The sequence below is a fragment of the Methylobacterium amylolyticum genome, assembly GCF_030700245.1.
Lineage (GTDB): Bacteria > Pseudomonadota > Alphaproteobacteria > Rhizobiales > Beijerinckiaceae > Methylobacterium.
This window is the reverse complement of record NZ_JAUYZI010000078.1, coordinates 1-18,249: the sequence shown is the minus strand read 5'-3', so window position 1 is coordinate 18,249 and position 18,249 is coordinate 1. Positions and strand designations below refer to the sequence as shown.

Annotated in this window: 13 protein-coding genes and 4 pseudogenes; 12 read left to right on the top strand and 5 right to left on the bottom strand. The window is 69.3% G+C overall.

Going from position 1 to position 18,249, the window contains the following annotated elements:
- The 3 genes and pseudogenes from Q8W71_RS30220 to Q8W71_RS30210 form a co-directional block, all read right to left on the bottom strand.
- Nucleotides 1-734, bottom strand: a pseudogene (locus Q8W71_RS30220) (IS3 family transposase); the annotation flags it as partial.
- A 139-nt stretch (nt 735-873) separates the two neighbouring features.
- Nucleotides 874-1,062: a hypothetical protein gene (locus tag Q8W71_RS30215; RefSeq protein ID WP_305529081.1), complete on the bottom strand. Its 189-nt coding sequence runs from the start codon at nt 1,060-1,062 to the stop codon at nt 874-876.
- Between the two features lie 820 nt (nt 1,063-1,882).
- Complete coding sequence (locus Q8W71_RS30210; RefSeq protein ID WP_305529080.1) at nt 1,883-2,620, bottom strand: GntR family transcriptional regulator; 738 nt, start codon at nt 2,618-2,620, stop codon at nt 1,883-1,885.
- A gap of 199 nt (nt 2,621-2,819) precedes the next feature.
- Here Q8W71_RS30210 and Q8W71_RS30205 point away from each other — a divergent pair, with 199 nt between their 5' ends.
- The 3 genes from Q8W71_RS30205 to Q8W71_RS30195 all read left to right on the top strand — a co-directional run bounded on the left by Q8W71_RS30205 (nt 2,820) and on the right by Q8W71_RS30195 (nt 7,858).
- Nucleotides 2,820-4,115 carry a class-II fumarase/aspartase family protein gene (locus Q8W71_RS30205; RefSeq protein ID WP_370875581.1) on the top strand — a complete coding sequence of 432 codons (1,296 nt, stop codon included), beginning with the start codon at nt 2,820-2,822 and terminating at the stop codon, nt 4,113-4,115.
- A 207-nt stretch (nt 4,116-4,322) separates the two neighbouring features.
- Entirely contained in the window at nt 4,323-5,846 is a 1,524-nt protein-coding gene (locus Q8W71_RS30200; protein ID WP_305529078.1) for an anion permease, read from the top strand.
- Nucleotides 5,847-6,448: 602 nt separating this feature from the next.
- Complete coding sequence (locus tag Q8W71_RS30195) at nt 6,449-7,858, top strand: class II fumarate hydratase (protein WP_305529077.1); 1,410 nt, start codon at nt 6,449-6,451, stop codon at nt 7,856-7,858.
- Between the two features lie 344 nt (nt 7,859-8,202).
- On the opposite strand, the gene Q8W71_RS30190 is transcribed toward Q8W71_RS30195, so the two are convergent.
- Nucleotides 8,203-8,457 (bottom strand): hypothetical protein, encoded by a 255-nt coding sequence (locus Q8W71_RS30190; protein WP_305529076.1) that lies wholly within the window; start codon nt 8,455-8,457, stop codon nt 8,203-8,205.
- A gap of 305 nt (nt 8,458-8,762) precedes the next feature.
- On the opposite strand from Q8W71_RS30190, the pseudogene Q8W71_RS30185 reads away from it, so the two are divergent.
- Nucleotides 8,763-9,722 (top strand): annotated as a pseudogene (locus Q8W71_RS30185) (IS481 family transposase); the annotation flags it as partial.
- Nucleotides 9,683-9,781 (top strand): annotated as a pseudogene (locus Q8W71_RS33020) (hypothetical protein); the annotation flags it as partial. The pseudogenes Q8W71_RS30185 and Q8W71_RS33020, both read left to right, overlap by 40 nt.
- Nucleotides 9,782-9,883: 102 nt before the next feature.
- On the opposite strand, the gene Q8W71_RS30180 reads toward Q8W71_RS33020, so the two are convergent.
- The gene (locus Q8W71_RS30180; RefSeq protein WP_305529082.1) at nt 9,884-10,558 is read right to left on the bottom strand and encodes a GntR family transcriptional regulator; all 675 of its coding nucleotides are present in this window, start codon (nt 10,556-10,558) and stop codon (nt 9,884-9,886) included.
- A gap of 319 nt (nt 10,559-10,877) precedes the next feature.
- On the opposite strand from Q8W71_RS30180, the gene Q8W71_RS30175 reads away from it, so the two are divergent.
- The 7 genes and pseudogenes from Q8W71_RS30175 to Q8W71_RS30145 all read left to right on the top strand — a co-directional run.
- Complete coding sequence (locus tag Q8W71_RS30175; RefSeq protein WP_305529075.1) at nt 10,878-12,182, top strand: MFS transporter; 1,305 nt, start codon at nt 10,878-10,880, stop codon at nt 12,180-12,182.
- Nucleotide 12,183: 1 nt separating this feature from the next.
- Nucleotides 12,184-13,149, top strand: coding sequence for an amidohydrolase family protein (locus Q8W71_RS30170; protein WP_305529074.1), 966 nt, complete (start codon nt 12,184-12,186; stop codon nt 13,147-13,149).
- Complete coding sequence (locus Q8W71_RS30165; RefSeq protein WP_305529073.1) at nt 13,146-14,168, top strand: 4-hydroxythreonine-4-phosphate dehydrogenase PdxA; 1,023 nt, start codon at nt 13,146-13,148, stop codon at nt 14,166-14,168. The genes Q8W71_RS30170 and Q8W71_RS30165 overlap by 4 nt, the downstream gene beginning before the upstream one ends.
- Before the next feature lie 109 nt (nt 14,169-14,277).
- Nucleotides 14,278-15,561 carry an MFS transporter gene (locus Q8W71_RS30160; RefSeq protein ID WP_305529072.1) on the top strand — a complete coding sequence of 428 codons (1,284 nt, stop codon included), beginning with the start codon at nt 14,278-14,280 and terminating at the stop codon, nt 15,559-15,561.
- Between the two features lie 35 nt (nt 15,562-15,596).
- Entirely contained in the window at nt 15,597-16,904 is a 1,308-nt protein-coding gene (locus Q8W71_RS30155) for an MFS transporter (protein ID WP_305529071.1), read from the top strand.
- A 13-nt stretch (nt 16,905-16,917) separates the two neighbouring features.
- The gene (locus Q8W71_RS30150) at nt 16,918-17,829 is read left to right on the top strand and encodes an amidohydrolase family protein (protein ID WP_305529070.1); all 912 of its coding nucleotides are present in this window, start codon (nt 16,918-16,920) and stop codon (nt 17,827-17,829) included.
- A gap of 167 nt (nt 17,830-17,996) precedes the next feature.
- Nucleotides 17,997-18,125 (top strand): annotated as a pseudogene (locus tag Q8W71_RS30145) (IS3 family transposase); the annotation flags it as partial.
- Between the last annotated feature and the right edge of the window lie 124 nt (nt 18,126-18,249).

Here is an 18,249-nt window from a genome sequence, read left to right as displayed (position 1 = left end):
CGTCAGACACTCGCGCGTGAACTCGTCCACGACGTTGAGCATCCGGAACTTGCGTCCATCGTGGGTGCGCGCCTCGACGAAGTCGTACGACCAGACGTGGTCGCGGTGCTCTGGCCGCAGCCTGATGCAGGAGCCGTCGTTGTCCCAGATCCGGCTGCGCTTGGGCTGCCGGGCCGGCACCTTCAGCCCCTCCCGCCGCCAGATCCGCTCCACGCGTTTGTCGTTGACGAACCACCCGGCCGCCTTCAGCAGCGCCCCGACCTTCCGGTAGCCGTACCGGCCGTACTGTTCCGCCAGCGCGACGAGGTCGGCCGTCAGCGCCGCCTCGTCGTCTCTCCCCCGCGGCACCTTGCGCTGCGTCGAGCGATGCTGCCCGAGCGCCCGGCAAGCCCGGCGCTCGGACACGTCCATCGTCCCCACGATGTGCTCGACACACGCACGTCGGCGCGCGGGGCTCAGAAGTTTCCCCGGGCGGCCTCCTGCAGGATCAGCTTGTCCAGGGTGAGATCGGCAATCGCCTTCCGCAGCCGCTGGTTCTCGACCTCCAGGTCCTTCATCCGTCGGACCTGATCGCCCTTCAGACCCCCGTACTCCTTGCGCCAGCGGTAGTACGTCACCTCCGTCACGCCGATACTGCGGATCGCCTCGCCGACGCTCTGGCCCTGGCCGACTAACACGTCCACCTGCCGCAGCTTGGCGATCACGTCCTCAGGCTTGTGTCGCTTCGTCCCCATCCGTCCGTCCTCGTCTTGGCCCACAGGCCATACCAAAGGGCGGACCACTCACAGGGGGGCGGATCAATCATGGTGGCCACGCCGCACCTACACCACACCAGGGGACACGACCTCGTCGATCCCTGACAATGAGGCGGCGTCACATGCCGCGGTTGCCGTCGATCGTCTCTTCCTCGGCTAGGGTATCCGTCTCCGGCTTGTCCGAGTGGGACGCGTCTTTAGTGACGCTGCGGGCCTGACTCTCGGCGTTTCCGCCCTTGTGGCCGGGCTCGATCTCCTCCGGACCGCGGCGATCGAAGGTCTGCTGTGGCTTGTCGTCGTCGGGCATGGCGTTCCTCTGTGTTGAACCAACGGAGGTAGGGGATGCCCAGGGGACGGGAACGGCAATCGGCTGAGACGAAAGAGCCCGCCGCGGCTGACCGGGCGGGCTGATATCTCACCGGATGGCAGATCGATCGCCTGACGATCCGGCCAAGCCAGTCAGTGCGGCCGCGATACAGCGATCTGAACACCCTGCTGCGCCTGAAGGCGTCGTCCGACCCGCAAAGCAGCCGCCGAGGTCCTGAACAGCGCCTCAGATCGCGCGATGGTAGCACCGGTCTCCTCGGAGAAAAGGACCCAAGCCCAGGGCAAGCGGCCGGATCCTATCCGCTCAGCATCGACGATGGCATCGAACGGAAGATGGACTAACATGAGGTCCCAAGGACCGGCCGGACGGAACGTTCAAAACGGTCGGTGACGATCCAAGCCGCGTGTATGCTTGGATGCTCGCCCAAGACATGGGGCGGAGAGGGCCTACCCAATCCGGGCGGGCTGAAGTGCGAGGCGCTTCCTGATTGACGCAGCGGTGAGATAGTATCACCGCGCCAGACGAAGAAAAGCCCGCCAGGACGGGCCCAGCGGGTTGGAGTTGGGTGCGGCGCTTGGGTCAGAGGGACGCCGCAGAAGGTCAACTACCGCGCCGATGAGCACCGAATAGTTGGGCGAGCGTCACATCGGAATGACGCTGTAACGACTAGTGGGGAATTGGGGCTCCGCCCCTGGTATGGTGCGCTCGCCCAGGCCGTGGCGCTCGGCTCGACGACTGAGCCACGGTTGATGATTGATATTATTGCGAAGGCTTACAGTCGGATGGGTGTAGCGCGGCCTCAGGTGCCCTCGTGCATCCGGCGCATGCGCTGCGAAACCGTGAACCTCCCGGCCGGATGGATCGTCGAGGAAATCTCGAAGACCTTGTCCTCGGCGTCGATGTAGCGCCGCACGATCCGCAGCGCGGCCGTGTCGGGCTGCACGCCCAGAACAGCGGCACGCGTGGCCGGTAGGGCGATCGCCTCCACATCCTGGCGGATCTCGGCGCACCTTCGCCCATGTCGCTGCTCGACCAGCGTGCTGATCAAAACGTCCGGCGACGCCCGCACCACGTCGCCGAGATCGGCGTAGGCCGGGTCGAGATACACGTCCGTCCACCCCACCGGGGCGTCCCCTCGCCGCCCATCCATGCGCAGGCTGGAGATCCGAAACCAGCGCGTCCCCTCCTCGCAGCCGAGTTCTGCTGCGAGGTCGGCATCGGCGGTAACCTCACCGGTCGCCTGCACCTTGCGCACATGGGTCTCACCGAATTGGATCAGATCCTCCAGCGAAGCGAGCGACTGCCGATAGCCGCTCGTCGGCGCCACCGCCTCGACACGCGTCCCGGCCCGCTTGTTCCGGGAGATCAGGCCCTGGTCCTGCAACTGCCGGATCGCCGTCCGCATCGTGTGGCGGCTCGTGCCGTAGCGCTCGCAGAGTTCGAGTTCGGTCGGCAGCAGCGACCCCACGGGAAAACGGCCCGAGGCGATCCCCGCCGTCAGATCGCGCGCCACCTGCGCCCACAGCGTCTCACTCATCGCACCGACCCTACACACCGCGAGACTGTGCCCCGTGCCCGTTGACATAATGTCCGGACATGAGTAGCACGCCTTATGTCCGAACATAAAGGAGTCGGACGATCGACGCCAGGAGGAAACTGTGCCCACCTCACTCCCGCCCGCCGCCACCACCGTCATCGACTCCCTCTTGTTCCGCGACGCCTTCGGCACCCCTGCCATGCGCGCGGTGTTCTCAGACCACGCCCTGGTCCAGCGCTACATCGAAGCCGAGATCGCCCTCGCCAAGGCCGAGGCCGCCTGCGGCGTGATCCCCGCCGAGGCCGCCGACCAGATCGCTGCCAAGTGCAGCTTCGACGACCTCGACTTCGACCTGCTGCGCCGGGAGACCGACAACGTCGGCTACCCGATCCTGCCGCTCGTCCACCAACTCGTCCACCAGTGCGGCGAGGCCGGGCGCTACGTCCACTGGGGCGCGACCACCCAGGACATCATGGACACGGCGAACGCCCTCCAGGTCCGCGCTGGACTGGAGATCGTCGAGGCCGACATCGCCGAACTCCGTAAGATCCTGGCCGACCTGTCGAAGCGCTACCGCGATACGCCGATGGCCGGGCGCACCCATCTCCAGCAGGCACTGCCCGTCACCTTCGGTTACAAGACCGCGATCTGGCTCGCCATGTTCGACCGCCACGCGGAGAGGTTGGAGCAGTTGAAGCCCCGCGTGCTGGTCGGCGAGTTCGCTGGCGCGGCAGGCACGCTCGCGTCGCTCGGCAAGGACGGCCTCAAGGTCCAAGAGGCGTTCTGCCGCGAACTCGGCCTCGGCCAGCCCGCCTCCACGTGGCACGTCGCTCGTGACGGCTTCGCCGAGGTCGTGAACTTCCTGGCGCTGGTCACCGGCTCGCTCGGCAAGATCGCGCTCGACATCATGATCATGGCGTCCACCGAGTTCGCGGAGGTCTACGAGCCGTTCGTGACCGGCCGCGGCGCCTCCTCGACCATGCCGCAGAAGCGCAACCCGATCTCCTCGGAGCTCATGCTCGCCGCCTCGAAGGGCGTGCGGCAGCAGGCCGGGCTGATGCTCGATGCGACGATCCAGGATTTCGAGCGGGCGACCGGTCCCTGGCACGCCGAGTGGCTGGCCATCCCCGAGAGCTTCGTGCTCACCGCGGGCGCCCTGCATCAGGCGAAGTTCGCCCTCGGCGGCCTGATCGTGGACGAGGCGCGGATGCGGGACAACCTCGGAATCAGCCGCGGGCTGATCGTCGCCGAGGCGGCGATGATGGCACTCGCCCCCCACACCGGCCGCCAGCAGGCCCACGACCTCGTCTACGCCGCCTGCCGCGTCGTCAACGAGAAAGGCGGGACGCTCGCCGAGGCGCTGGCGCAGGTGCCGGAGGTCACGGCCCATTTCGACCGCGCAGCGATCGACCGGCTGACCGACCCAGCGAACTACCTCGGCAGCGCGCCCGAGATGGTCGATCGCGTGCTTGCCTCGGCTCCCCGCGCGGGCTGAGCCCGCTCGCGGCGAACCTCACCGCACCACCCGCCCCGAACAAGCCGGGAGCTGCCTCGACGCGGCTTCCGGGCCGGTGCCTGACCGCCCGAGCGCGCCGACCACAGCAACAACACCGGGCCTCCCCAGGGCCATGACCCGTCCGCGCCGGAAGGCCGGCACGGAAGGGTGTCCCATGCCCGCCACCCGACACCCCGGAGGAACGCCATGACCTCGTCGCCGACCGTCGCCGCGCCGCATCCCACGCCCGAGATCCGGCAACCGACTGAGCCACGCCGCAAGATCCCATGGCAGGCGCTGCTGCCTGTGGCGGTCGCGCTGCTGATCGCCATCGTGCCCGCCCCGGGGGGCCTCGCCCCGCACGCGTGGTACTTCTTCGCGATCTTCACCGGGGTGATCGTCGGCCTGATGGTGGAGCCGATCCCCGGCCCGGCCATCAGTCTGATCGGCGTCACAGTCGCCACCGTGCTGGCACCCTGGGTACTCTACAGTCCAGCCGAACTCGCCAAGCCCGGCTTCAACGCCGTCAACGCCGCCCTGACCTGGGGCCTGTCGGGCTTCGGCAATGCCACGGTCTGGCTCATCTTCGGCGCCTTCATGTTCGCGCTCGGCTACGAGAAGACCGGCCTGGGGCGACGCATCGCGCTGATCCTGGTCAGGGCGATGGGCCGCCGCACCCTGACGCTCGGCTACGCCGTCACCCTGGCCGACACGCTGCTGGCGCCGTTCACACCGTCCACCACGGCGCGCAGCGCGGGCACCATCTTTCCGATCGTGCGCAACCTGCCGCCGCTCTACGACTCCCGGCCGAACGATCCCTCGGCCCGCAAGATCGGCTCCTACCTGATGTGGACGGCACTGGCCGCGACCTGCATCAACAGTTCGATGTTCCTGACCGGCATGGCGCCCAACCTGCTGGCCGTGGAGATCGTCAAGAAGACCGCTAAGCTCGACATCTCGTGGATGGACTGGTTTTCGGCGTTCGCCCCAGTCGGTGTCCTGCTGCTGCTGGCGCTGCCGCTGCTCGTCTACGTGCTCTACCCGCCGGTCATCAAGGCGGGGACCGAGGTCCCGGCCTGGGCCGAGCGCGAACTCGCGACGATGGGCGGGCTGTCGCGGCGCGAGATCGTGCTCGCCGTCCTCGTGCTGCTGGCACTCGCTCTGTGGATCTTCGGAGGCGACTACGTGAACGCGACCACGGCCGCGCTGCTCGTGGTGTCGCTCATGCTGCTGACCAGGATCGTGACCTGGGACGACATCCTGGGCAACAAGCAGGCGTGGAGCACGCTGGTCTGGTTCGCGACCCTGATCGCGCTCGCGGACGGACTGAACCGCACCGGCTTCGTCACATGGTTCGCGCAGAGCGTGGCCGCGCACATGGGCGGCTTCTCGCCGATCACGGCCATGATCGTGCTGGTCTGCGTCTACTTCGGCTCGCACTACCTGTTCGCGAGCATCACCGCGCATACGACCGCGATGCTGCCCGTCATGCTGGCGGTCGGCGCCGCCGTCCCCGGCATGCCCATGCTGGTGCTCTCGCAGATGCTGGTCCTGAGCGGCGGGATCATGTCGGTGCTGACGCCCTACGCGGGGGGACCGAACCCGGTCTACTACGGCAGCGGCTATCTCCCCGCAAAAGACTTCTGGCGGCTCGGGGCGATCTTCGGGGCGGTGTTTTTCGGCTTGTGGCTGGTGCTCGGAACGCCGCTGGTCCTGGCCCGCTTCAGTTGAGAGCCGAGCATATTGCTATCGCTGAATCGGTCGCGGCGTAGAACTCTCCGCGATCGAATTTGAACTCATGTCAATCGGCAGTCTAGGAGAGGCTCATGTACAGACTGCCCAACATAAAAATACCATTGAAGGTTTGAGATGGCGGTGTTTTCGCAGCGCAGCGGCCGTCGCAGGTGGCTCGCGGTGAATCTGGCATCATCGGCGGATGGAAGACCTATCGAAGGCATCAGGCCGCGGATTTTGTCGGCAGCGCTCCCTCACCTTCACCCGGTCGGCTTGGATACGTCGAACTGACCGAGATGGGTGAGCATGCCCTCATTGAAGCAGGTTACTCACCCGAAGTGACGCAGACCAAGTGACTATGATCGCCAACGTCACAAATCACTTGGTCGTGACTTTATAGCGCCAGTATTGGGCGCCAAGTTTGTGGGAGAAATCATCTTGGCGATGGCGCGAGGGGGAATGGCGCGCCTGCGAACCGGTCGTGAGGAGGCGATTTGAAAGGCAGTCAGTTCTGACATGCCAGTGACTTGGGCGGGGGAAAGCGTATTCTGCTTTGGCTCGCGACGAGCAGGGCTGAAAGAAGATCGAGGTTCGGTGGCATGGACGCGCAGCATAACGTTCGAACCGAAAGCGATGCCTTCGGTCCGGTCGAGATCCCGGCCGACCGTTACTGGGGTGGCCAGACGCAGCGGGCCTCCGCCGTTTTCGAGATCGGCGAAGAGCGCTTCCCGACCTGCCTCATCCGGACGTTCGGCTTGCAGAAGCTCGCCGCCGCCCGCGCAAACCGGCGGCTTGGGACGCTGGACCCACATCTCGCCGACGCCGTCGAGGCCGCCGCGCGGGAGATGTGGGAGGGACGGTTCGACGATCATTTCCCCCTGCGCATCTGGCAGACCGGCTCCGGCACCCAGACCAACATGAACGCCAATGAGGTGATCGCCAACCGCGCCAACGAGGGCCTGGGGCAGCCCCGCGGCACGCGGCATCCGGTCCACCCCAACGATCACGTCAACCGCTCGCAGTCGTCGAACGACACATTCCCCACCGTGATGCACCTCTGCACAGCGTTGGAGGTGCGCGACCGGCTCCTGCCGGAACTCGGAGGTCTCCGCGATGCTCTCGCGGCCAAGGCGACCGAGTTCGACGCCGTCGTGAAGATCGGTCGGACTCACCTCATGGACGCAGTGCCGATGACGGTCGGGCAGGCGTTCGACGCCTTCGCGCGGCAGATCGGGGCCGGCATCGATCGGATCGAGGCGACGGCCCCGCGGCTCCATCTGCTCGCGCAGGGCGGGACGGCCGTGGGCTCCGGGCTCAACGCACCCGCCGGGTTCGATGTGGCCTTCTGCGAGGAAGTCACGGCGCTGTCCGGACTGTCCGTCGCCCCGAACCCGAGCAAGTTCGAGGGTATGGGCGCGCACGATGCCCTGGTCGAGGTGTCGGGAGCACTCAACGTCCTCGCGGTATCGCTGATCAAGATCGCCAACGACATCCGGCTGCTCGGCTCCGGCCCACGCTGCGGACTCGGCGAACTCGTGGTGCCGAACGACGGCCTGTCTTCGTCGATCATGCCGGGCAAGCGCAACCCGACGATCGCCGAAGCTCTGGTCCAGGTGGCCTTTCAGGTCATAGGCAACCACGCGACGATCACGGCGGCCGGGGCGTCTGGCGCCTTCGAACTGAACGTCGCCAAGCCCGTCCTGATCTACAACCTCCTCCAATCGATCCGACTTCTGGCCGACGGCACGCGCGTCTTCACCACGAAGCTGGTTCGCGACCTCGATGTCGATCGAGACCGCCTCGCTGCGAACGTGGCGAATGCTCTTCTGCTGGCGACGGCGCTCAACCCCGTGCTCGGCTACGACCGCGTCGCCGAGATCACGCGGAAGGCGATGAGCGAGGGGACGACGCCGCGCTCGGCTGCCATAGCTCTAGGCCTGATCACGGGTGAGGAATACGACCGCATCGTCGATCCCGTGGCTATGGCTGCACGAATCAACGCCCACTAACACCGCCGCCGCCTGACTTGCTCACGGGCGCGAGGGCCTCGGATCTCAGCGGCGCCGGGCCGATACGCGACGCGGCCCGGGCGCAGGATGAACGTCGGTGTTGATATCAAGCGTCTGAGTGCTTCATGAACCACCCGGATCGTCTTGGCGAACGGGTTCTATGTCGGCTGACTTCGGCACATAGGCGCACCACCCACAATGCCCCTTTCGAGCCGCACCGGGGGCATTCCACTGCGAGCACTGCGGGCAGACCTTCACCACGAGGCTGGAGCCGTGGACGTAGGCCAGCCCTCGACCTCGAAACGTCACGTGGCCTTGTGGCAGCTCGTGCGGACCGGGCGAGGTCAAGACGACGTGCGCCCGCCCAATCGGGCCGCGTTGGCCGCGACGTGCTCGCGGTAGCGGGCGACCACGCGCTCGGGCGAGCCGCCGGTCATCAGCGTGCCCATCGCCTCGACGGCCGCCGCCATCTTCTCGGCGACCATCAACTGCGCCTCGACCCAGGCTGCCGGGCCGCCCCAGGCCAGCCGCACCAGCCGAAGTTCGACGACGCGCTCGGCCTCGAAGGCGAGGGAGATCAGCGGGGATGCATTGAGCATGGCCGGTATTCCAGCAGTGGCAGGCCCTCGACGAGGACGCGGCCACTCATCGAGCGGTCGAGCCAAGGGATGAGACGCCTGGTGAAGGGCCATCAGACCGCGATACCCCATCATCTCGCGACGCACAAATCTCATGTTGCGACGCACAAGGCAACTGTCGATTGCTAGCGAGCGCATAGATCACGCGATTGTGTCGACATCGCATGTTCTCGGCGCATGGGCCGCTGTCTGATCTGACCGCGGTGTGCAGTCCCGGAGTGTGATGGTGCATCATGGACGCTGAGGCGTCAGGCGAAGGATGCACTGTGGCAGGAGTTCTTCACGGCAGCGCCCGCACGACGCCGCGTGTTCGAGCCGAGCGCCAAGCGTCGAAAGACAGTAGCCGCGCCCTGGCCGCTCGGTACGGTCTGAACCCGAAGACGGTCGCCAAGTGGCGGGCTCGGACGGTGACGAGCGATGCGCCGATGGGTCCGAAGACGCCCACGAGCACGATCCTGTCGCTGGCCGAGGAGGCCATCGTGGTCGAGTTCCGGCGCCGGACGCTGCTGCCGCTGAACGATGTCCTGGGTTGCCTGCGCGAGACGATCCCGAGCCTCAGCCGCTCTGCCCTGCATCGCTGTCTGCAACGGCACGGCATCTCCCGCCTTCCGGCAGCCGAGACGGCGCAGACGCGCAAAGGCTTCAAGACCTACGACATCGGCTACGTGCATATCGACCGTTGCGAGCTGCGCCACGCCGACGGCACGCTGATCATGTTCCTCGCCGTCGACCGTGTTTCGAAGTTCACCGAAGTCGAGTTCCACGACAGCGCGGGCAAGATGGAAGGATCGGCCTTCCTCAGGAACGTCGTGGCGGCTTTTCCTGACAAGATCCACACCGTGCTGACCGACAACGGCATGGTTTTCGCCGATCTGCCCAAGAACAGGACCGGGCCGAGCCGGCAGTTCCTCGGGCCGCACATCTTCGACCGCGTCTGCATCGAACACGGGATCGAGCATCGTCTGACCAAGCCGTACCATCCCTGGACCAACGGTCAGGCCGAACGCATGAACCGCACGATCAAGGACGCCACGGTCAAGGTCTTCCACTATGAGAACCTGGCAAGCCTGAAGGCGCATGTCCTGGCCTTCGTCACGGCCTACAACTTCGCCAAGCATCTCAAGGCGCTACGCTGGAAGACCCCGTTCCAGACCATCTGTCAGGCCTGGATCAAAAACCCAGGTCCATTCAAAATCGACCCGCACCACCTCATCCCGGGACCATACATCTCAGGATCGGGGAGATCGCGGCCGCCTGCGGCTTCTCCAGCGCCGCCCACTTCTCCCGGAGTTACCGGTCCCATTTCGGGTGCAGCCCCTCCTCGGAACGCCGAGGCGGGGCCCCACGACCTCGCGGCGACCGTGACTGGCCGGTCCGGGGCGACGGTTCAGGGCTCGACCACGTCGATGACGCGGTCCCAGGTCCTGCGCAGGTGCTCGGTGAGGACCGTGGCCAGCGCCTCCCCGTCCCGGGCCTCCAGGGCGGCGATCATCGCCTCGTGCTCGGCCACCGCCGCGCTCCACTTCTCGGGACCCTGGTTGCCGAGGAACCGGATGCGGCGCAGCCGCTGCTGGATCGTCTCGTGGACCTGCGCGAGGTAGGCGTTGCCCGACAGCGCGGCGATCGCCGAATGGATCGCTTGGTTGAGCTTGTAGTATTCGAGCCGGTCGCGCCGGGCGTAGAACTCCATCATCGCGTCGTGCAGCCGCCGCACCCCTGCGATCTCGGCCTCGCTTGCCCGCGCGCAGGCCGAGCGTCCCGCCGACGATTCCAGCGCCGTCAGCACTTCGAGGAGGTCGCGCACGTCCACCCGCGTCAGGGTCCGCACGACGGCGCCGCGGCCGGGGACGAGATCGATCAGGCCCTCGCTCGCCAGGAACTTCAGCGCCTCCCGCAGCGGTGTGCGCGAGATGCCGAGCCGAGCGCCGAGCTGGCCCTCGTGGATCCGCGAGCCGGTCGGCAGGTGGCCTTCGATGATCATGTCCCGGATGCGGCCGACCACCTCGTCGTGCAGCGTGCGCCGGCTGACGGGCAGCACCGCGGCCTGCGCACCCGCCTGCACCTCCGCCTGCGCCTCACCCTCCACGACCGAACTTCCGGACACGCAACGCTCTCCGCCTGACGTCCCGGGCCCGGATCGCGGCGCTCCGACGCGTGGAACCGGTGCCACGCGTCACCATACGCGGTTCGCCGCCTCCGCGCATCCACCATGCGTTATTCCTGTATACAGGATGATTGAACGCAATCGAAGCTCGTGTTAACGGTGTTCGGGCGACGGGCATTGCACCGGCGGTCCCGCCCGTTCCGAGGTCGGGATCGGACGAGATGTGCGACCGGCGGCGCCCCAGAGAGCCGCCCCCGTCCTTCAGGGAGGAAGGCTTATGCCGGGCGCGCATACGGCCGCGATCAGCGCGGCCCCCACCGCCACCGGGGTCCGCTGGCGGATCTTCGCGATCCTGTTCGTGATCGTCGTCATCAACCTCGTCGACCGGGTCGCGCTCTCGGTGGCGATGCCGACCATCGCTGCGGAGTTCGCGCTCTCGCCGGCGTTCCAGGGGCTGGTGCTCAGCGCGTTCTTCTGGAGCTACGCCGCCCTCCAGATCCCCGGCGGCTGGCTGATCGACCGCTTCGGCCCCCGTGTCCTGATCGCCGGCAGCACGGTCCTGTGGGGCTTCTTCCAAGCACTCGCCGCCGCGGCGTCCGGCGGCGTGTCTCTGCTCCTGACCCGGATCGGCCTCGGCGCCGCCGAAGCGCCGCTGTTCCCGGCCGGCGGCAAGCTCAACGTCGCGTGGCTGTCGGCGCGCGAGCGCGGGCGCGGCGCCGTGCTGATGGATTCGGGAAGTCCGCTCGGGGCCGCCCTCGGCGGCATCGCGATCACGTGGCTGATCGCCGGCCTCGGCTCGTGGCGACTCGCTTTCCTGGCCGCCGGCCTCGGCACGATGGCGGCAGGGCTGCTGGCGTGGTGGTATCTGCGCGACCATCCCGGCGACCATCCGGGCGTGAACGCGGCCGAGCGTGCCCGCATCAGCGACGCCGACCTGCCCCAGGTCGCGCAGGCTGCGCCGGAGGCCCTGCACACGCGCTCGCTCGTGGGCGTGCTCGTCGGCCGGATGGGCTGGGCGATGGTGTTCTTCGGCATCATCACCTGGGGACCGAGCTACCTCGCGCAGGCGCGCGGCCTCGACCTCAAGCAGATGGGCGGCGCGACCTTCGCGATCTTCCTGTGCGGCGCCGTCGGCTCGCTGACCGGGGGCTTCTCCGCCGACTGGCTGGTCAACCGCGGCTACGCGCGGGCCGCGGTGCTGCGCGCGATGCTGACGGTCTCGGGGCTGGCCACCGTCGCCGCCTTCCTCGTCCTGCCGCACGTGGCCGAGCCCGTCACCGCGGTTATGCTGCTGGCGGCGACGCTGTTCTTCCTGATGTGGGGCAGCCTGTACTGGAGCTTCCCGGCGCTGCTCGCCCCGCCGGACAAAGTCGGACTGGTCGGCGGGGCGATGAATTGCGCCGGCAGCACCAGCGGCATCGTCATCCCGATCCTGGCGGGGTTCATCCTCCAGGCGACCGGCGCCTACGACGCGGTGCTCCACTTCTTCGCGGCCTGCGCGCTCGCCTACGTGGTGGGCACGCTGCTCATCGATTTCGGGCGCGCATCCGCCCGGGGCACGCGCGCCGCGGGGGAACGCTGACGTGGCGGGCCCGTCCACCCCCTACGACGGCCCGATCGTCGACGCCCACCACCATCTGTGGGATCCGCGGATCAACCACCACCCCTGGCTGACGCCGGAAGGGCGCATCCCGTTCCGCTACGGCGACTACACGGCGATCTGCCGGCCCTACCGCCCAGACGACTACCGCGCCGACGCGCGCGGCCACCCGGTCGTGGCCGGCGTCTACGTCGAGACGGAGTGGGACCCCACCGACCCGATCGGCGAGACGCGCTACGCCAGCGGGCTCGCCGCCGCCCACGGCCTGCCGAACGCGATCGTGGCCCAGGCCTGGCTCGACGCGCCGGACGCCGCTGCGGTGCTCGCGGGGCAGGCCGCCTTCCCGCTGGTGCGCAGCGTCCGGCACAAGCCCGGCGGTCCCGACAGCCCGGGGCAAGTCGGGCGCGCCCGCACGCTGATGTCCGACCCGCGCTGGCGGGACGGCTTCGCCCGGCTCGAACGCCACGGCCTGCACTTCGACCTCCAGACGCCGTGGTGGAACCTGCCCGAGGCGGAGGCGCTGGCCCGCGACTTCCCCGGCACGCTGATCGTGCTCAACCACACCGGCCTGCCGGCCGACCGCAGCCCCGAGGGACTCGCCGGCTGGCGCGCCGCGCTGGGCCGGTTCGCCGAGTGCCCGAACGCGCGGGTCAAGATCTCCGGCCTCGGCCTGCCGGGCCGGCCTTGGACGGTGGCCGACAACGCGGGCATCGTGCGCGACGCGATGGCGATGTTCGGCCCCGACCGGGCGATGTTCGCGAGCAACTTCCCGGTCGACAGCCTGTGCGCCACCTTCGACGCCGTGTTCTCCGGCTTCAAGGCGATCGTCGCCGACCGCGATCCCGCAGACCAGCGCGCCCTGTTCCACGACACCGCCCGGGCGGTCTACCGGCCCGCGCCCCCGCTCGACACGCAGCCGGCCGCGGCCGGCAGAGGAGACCCCGCATGAGCCCGCGTTCCACCCCCCGCCCCGTCCTCGCCCTGGCGATCGGCGACCCGGCCGGCATAGGCCCCGAACTCGCCGCCCGCGTGCTGGCCGACGCCGAGGTGCGCGCGGCCGCCGACCTGATCGTGGTCGGCGACCGGCGCGTGCTCGACCACGGCGCGCAGGTCGCCGGGCTGACTCTCGACCTGCCGGTGGTCGGCTCGGCGGAGGAGGCCGCCCGGCACGGCACCGCGATGGTCGACCTCGGCCACCTCGATCCCGACACGATCCCGCTCGGCCACGCCACGCGCGCGGGCGGCGCCTTCGCCCTGGAGAACTTCCGGACCTGCCTGGAACTGGCCGCCGCCGGGCGCGCCGAGGCGGTGTGCTTCACGCCGTTCAACAAGGCGGCGATGCGCATGGCCCACCCCGCCTACGACGACGAGATCAGCTACGGCACCGAGATTCTGGGGCGGCGCGGGCCGGCGAGCGAGTTCAACGTGCTCGACCGGCTGTGGAACGCGCGCGTCACCTCGCACGTGCCGCTGAAGGATGTCGCCGCGCGGATCACGCGGGAGGCGGTGCTGAACGGCCTGCGCCTCACCCACCGCTCGCTCGCCGAGGCCGGCTTCGACCCGCCGCGGATCGCGGTGGCGGGCCTCAACCCGCACGCGGGCGACGGCGGCAATTTCGGGCGCGAGGAGATCGAGGTGATCGGCCCGGCCGTCGAGGCGGCGCGGGCCGAGGGCATCGGCGCCGAGGGGCCGTTCCCACCCGACACGGTGTTCGTGCGCGCCACCAAGGGCGCCTTCGACGCGGTGCTGACCATGTACCACGACCAGGGCCAGATCGCGATGAAGCTCATCGGCTTCGACCGGGGCGTGACGCTGCTCGGCGGCTTCGACTTCCCGATCTGCACCCCCGCCCACGGCTCGGCCTACGACATCGCCGGGCGGGGCGTCGCCCATGTCGGCGCGAGCAAGGCGGCGCTGCTGCTCGCCGCGGCGATGGCGGGCCGCCGCCGCGTCGCGGCCGCCGCCTGACCCGGCGCCCGCCGAGAAAGGCGCCGGGACAGGGGGACGAACCCCGGCCGGCCTCCCGATCCGGGCCTCGCGGCCCGGGTCGGAGATGAGAAGACGCAGGGAGGATGGGATGTTCGGGTATCGCCGGGGCGGCGCGCCGCTCAACGTGCTCGCCCTGCTCGGGGCGATGTCGTTCCTGCTCTACGTCGACCGGGTCAACCTCTCGACCGCGGCCTCGGCGATCCAGGCCGAGCTCGGGTTCAGCAACACCGAACTCGGCGTCGCGTTCTCGGCCTTCGCCTATTCCTACGCGATCTTCCAGGTGGTCGGCGGCTGGATCGCCGACCGGATCGGGGCGCGGGTCACGCTCCTCGTCTGCGGGATCATCTGGGTGGTCACCACCGCCGGCACCGGGCTGGTCGGCAGCTTCGCCGCCCTGTTCGCGGTCCGCTTCGTCCTCGGGATCGGCGAGGGCGCGACGCTGCCGGCCGCCGGGCGGGCGCTGTCCAACTGGACGCCGCAGGGCAAGCGCGGCTTCGCGCAGGGCGTGACCCATTCCTGCTCGCGGCTCGGCAACGCCCTGACGCCGCCGCTCGTCGCCGTGCTGATCCTGACCCTGTCCTGGCGGATGTCGTTCGCGATCCTCGGCGCGGTCACCGCGATCTGGGTGGTGGTGTGGTGGGTCTACTTCCGCGACGACCCGCGCACCCACCGCGGCGTGATCGCCGAGGACCTCGCCGGCCTGCCCGACTACCGCCTCGCCAAGCAGGCCGACGCGGTGCCGTGGGGGCCGCTCCTGCGGCGCATGGCGCCCACCATGGTCGTCTACTTCTGCTACGGCTGGACCGGCTGGCTGTTCTTCACGTGGCTGCCGGTGTTCTTCAAGCACGGCTACGGGCTCGACCTGAAGAACTCCGCCCTGTTCGCCTCGGGCGTGTTCTTCGCGGGCGTGGTCGGCGACACGGTCGGCGGCGTGCTCAGCGACCGCATCCTGCGCCGCACCGGCGACGTCGAGGCGGCGCGCCGCCGAGTCATCACCGCGAGCTTCCTCGGGGCGATGGTCTTCCTCGTGCCGGTGCTGTTCACCCGCGACCTCCTGTGGATCGGGCTGTCGCTGAGCGGTGCGTTCTTCATGCTGGAACTGACCATCGGCCCGATCTGGGCGGTGCCGATGGACATCGCCCCGCGCTACGCGGGCACGGCGAGCGGGCTGATGAACGCCGGCTCGGCGGTCGCCGGCATCGTCTCGCCGATCGTGTTCGGGATCGTCATCGACGCCACCGGCAACTGGACGCTTCCCTTCGCCGGCTCGATCGGCCTGCTGGCCTTCGGGGCGCTGGCCACGCGCTGGATCCGGCCGGACCGGCCGGTTGCGGAGACGGAAGCGGCGCCGGTCGGCGTCCCGGCGCGGTGAGGCCGCCCACATCGAACGACGGCAGGGAGACGGCGATGGTGACCACGATACCCCTCGCGCCGGCCGGCACGGCCCGCGATGCCGAGACCGCGGCGGTGCTCAAGGCCGCGTGGCGGCTGCTGCCGGTGCTGATGCTGGCCTACGTCTGCGCCTACGTCGACCGCATCAACGTCGGCTTCGCCAAGCTGGAGATGATGCAGGAGCTCGGCTTCAGCGACGCCGTCTACGGCTTCGGGGCCGGGGTGTTCTTCCTCGGCTACTTCCTGTTCGAGGTGCCGTCGAACCTGATCCTGCACCGCGTCGGGGCGCGGGTCTGGATCGCGCGCATCATGCTGACCTGGGGCCTGATCTCCGGGGCGATGATGTTCGTGGCCAGCCCCACGCAGTTCTACGTGATGCGTTTCCTGCTCGGCGCCGCCGAGGCCGGGTTCATCCCCGGGGTGATCTACTTCCTGACGCAGTGGTTCCCGTCCGCGTGGCGCGGGCGGGTGCTCGGCGTGTTCTACATCGCGCTCGCGTCTTCCGGGGTGATCGGCGGTCCGCTCTCGGGGGCGATTCTCCAGGGCCTGTCGGGGGTCGGTGGCCATTCCGGCTGGCAGTGGCTGTTCGCGCTGGAGGCTCTGCCGACGCTGGTCGCCGGGGCGCTCGTCTGGCTCGTCCTCGTCGACCGCCCGGCCGACGCCGCGTGGCTGTCGCCCGCCGAGCGCGCCGCGCTCAGCGCGGCGGTGGAGGCCGAGAACCGGACGAAGGCGCACTTCACGCTCCGCGCGCTCCTATCCGACCGCAACCTGATCCTGATGACGGGAGCGTTCTTCATCAACAACTTCGCCCTCTACGGGCTGAACTTCTGGATGCCGACCCTGATCCAGCGCATGGGCGTGGCTGAGCCCGCGATGATCGGGCTGGCGGCCGGCGCGACGAGCCTGCTCGCCATCGTCAGCATGGTCCTCGTCGGCCGCAGCGCCGACCGCTGCCGGGAGCGGCGCTGGCACCTCGCCGGCCTGTTCCTGTGCGGGACGCTCGGCTTCGCGCTCGCCGGGTTCGGCGAGCACAGCGTCGGGATCGGTCTCCTCGGGCTGTGCCTCGCGCAGATGGGCATCCTGGCGGTGCCGGCGCAATTCTGGGCGCTGCCGACCGCGATCCTCGGCGGCGCCGGCGCGGCGGCCGGGATCGCGCTGATCAACTCGATCGCCAACCTCTCGGGCTTCCTCGGCCCCTACGTGATCGGCTTCGTCAAGGACGCGACGGGCACGACGATCGGCTCGATCTACCTGATCAGCGCCCTCCTGGCGGTCGCGGCGGCGATGATCCTGTGCGTGCCGGCCCGCCTCGTCGACAAGTAGAGGGAGGGACCCGATGGAGATACCGGCCGAGATCGTCGACGCGCACCATCACCTCTGGGACCTGTCGGCGGTGCGCTACCCGTGGCTGACCGACCGGGTCGACCCGCACTTCATGTACGGCGACTACGCCGGCCTGCGGCGCGACTACGGCGTCGCCGACTATCGCGCCGACGCGGACGGATTGCCGGTCGTCGCCACGATCCACTGCGAGGCGGAGGCGGATCGGGCCGACCCGGTCGCCGAGACGCGCTGGCTCGCGGCGCGGGCCGCCGCGGACGGGCTGCCGGGCGCCCTCGTCGCCTGGGTCGACCTCGCGGCGGCGGACCGCGAGGCGGTGCTCGACGCGCATCTGGCCGCCTCCGACCGGGTGCGGGGCGTGCGCTGCAAGCCTGTCCTGCCGGACGAGCCCGGCGCCCCGGACCCGCCGCGCGGGGGCTTCTCCGACCCGGCTTGGCTCGCGGGCCTCGACACCCTCCAGCGCAGGGGCTTGTCCTGGGACCTGCGGGTGCCGTTCTGGTATCTGAGCCGGGCGGCCGAGATCGTGGCGCGGCAGCCCGACCTGCCGGTGATCCTCAACCATTGCGGCCTGCCCTGGCGGCGCGACGCCGAAGGTTTGGCCGTCTGGCGCGCGGGGATGGCGGCGCTCGCCGCCCGCCCCAACGTCCACGTCAAGCTGTCGGAACTCGGCCTGCGGGACCGGCCCTGGCGGCGCGTCGACAACGTGCCGATCCTGCGCGCGGTGCTCGACCTGTTCGGCCCTGGGCGCTGCCTGTTCGCCAGCAACGTCCCCGTCTCCGGCCTGCGCGTCGGCTACCGGGACTGGGTCGGGGCGGTAGCGGAGGCGGTCGCGGGTTGCTCGGCCGGCGAGCGCGCGGCGGTCTTCGCCGGGAACGCCCGCCGGGTCTACCGGCTGCCGGAGCGCTGACGATCCGGCCTCTCGCCCGCCCTCACGCGCGCCAGGGATCACGCGCGTCCCGGATCGACGGGGGCGGTCGCGGTCCGCGGCCGGAGCGTCAGGGCGGCGCCTGATCCGCCCCCCTGTGAGTGGTCCGCCCTTTGGTATGGCCTGTGGGCCAAGACGAGGACGGACGGATGGGGACGAAGCGACACAAGCCTGAGGACGTGATCGCCAAGCTGCGGCAGGTGGACGTGTTAGTCGGCCAGGGCCAGAGCGTGGCGGAGGCGATCCGCAGCATCGGCGTGACGGAGGTGACGTACTGGGATTGCCCCGGTTTGGTGGACACCGAGAACGCTTTTGCGTGAGGTGTTTCCCCGATGCCCAAGACCCGCCCCGCATACCCGGCCGAGTTCCGCCGGCAGATGGTCGATCTGGTCCGCGCCGGCC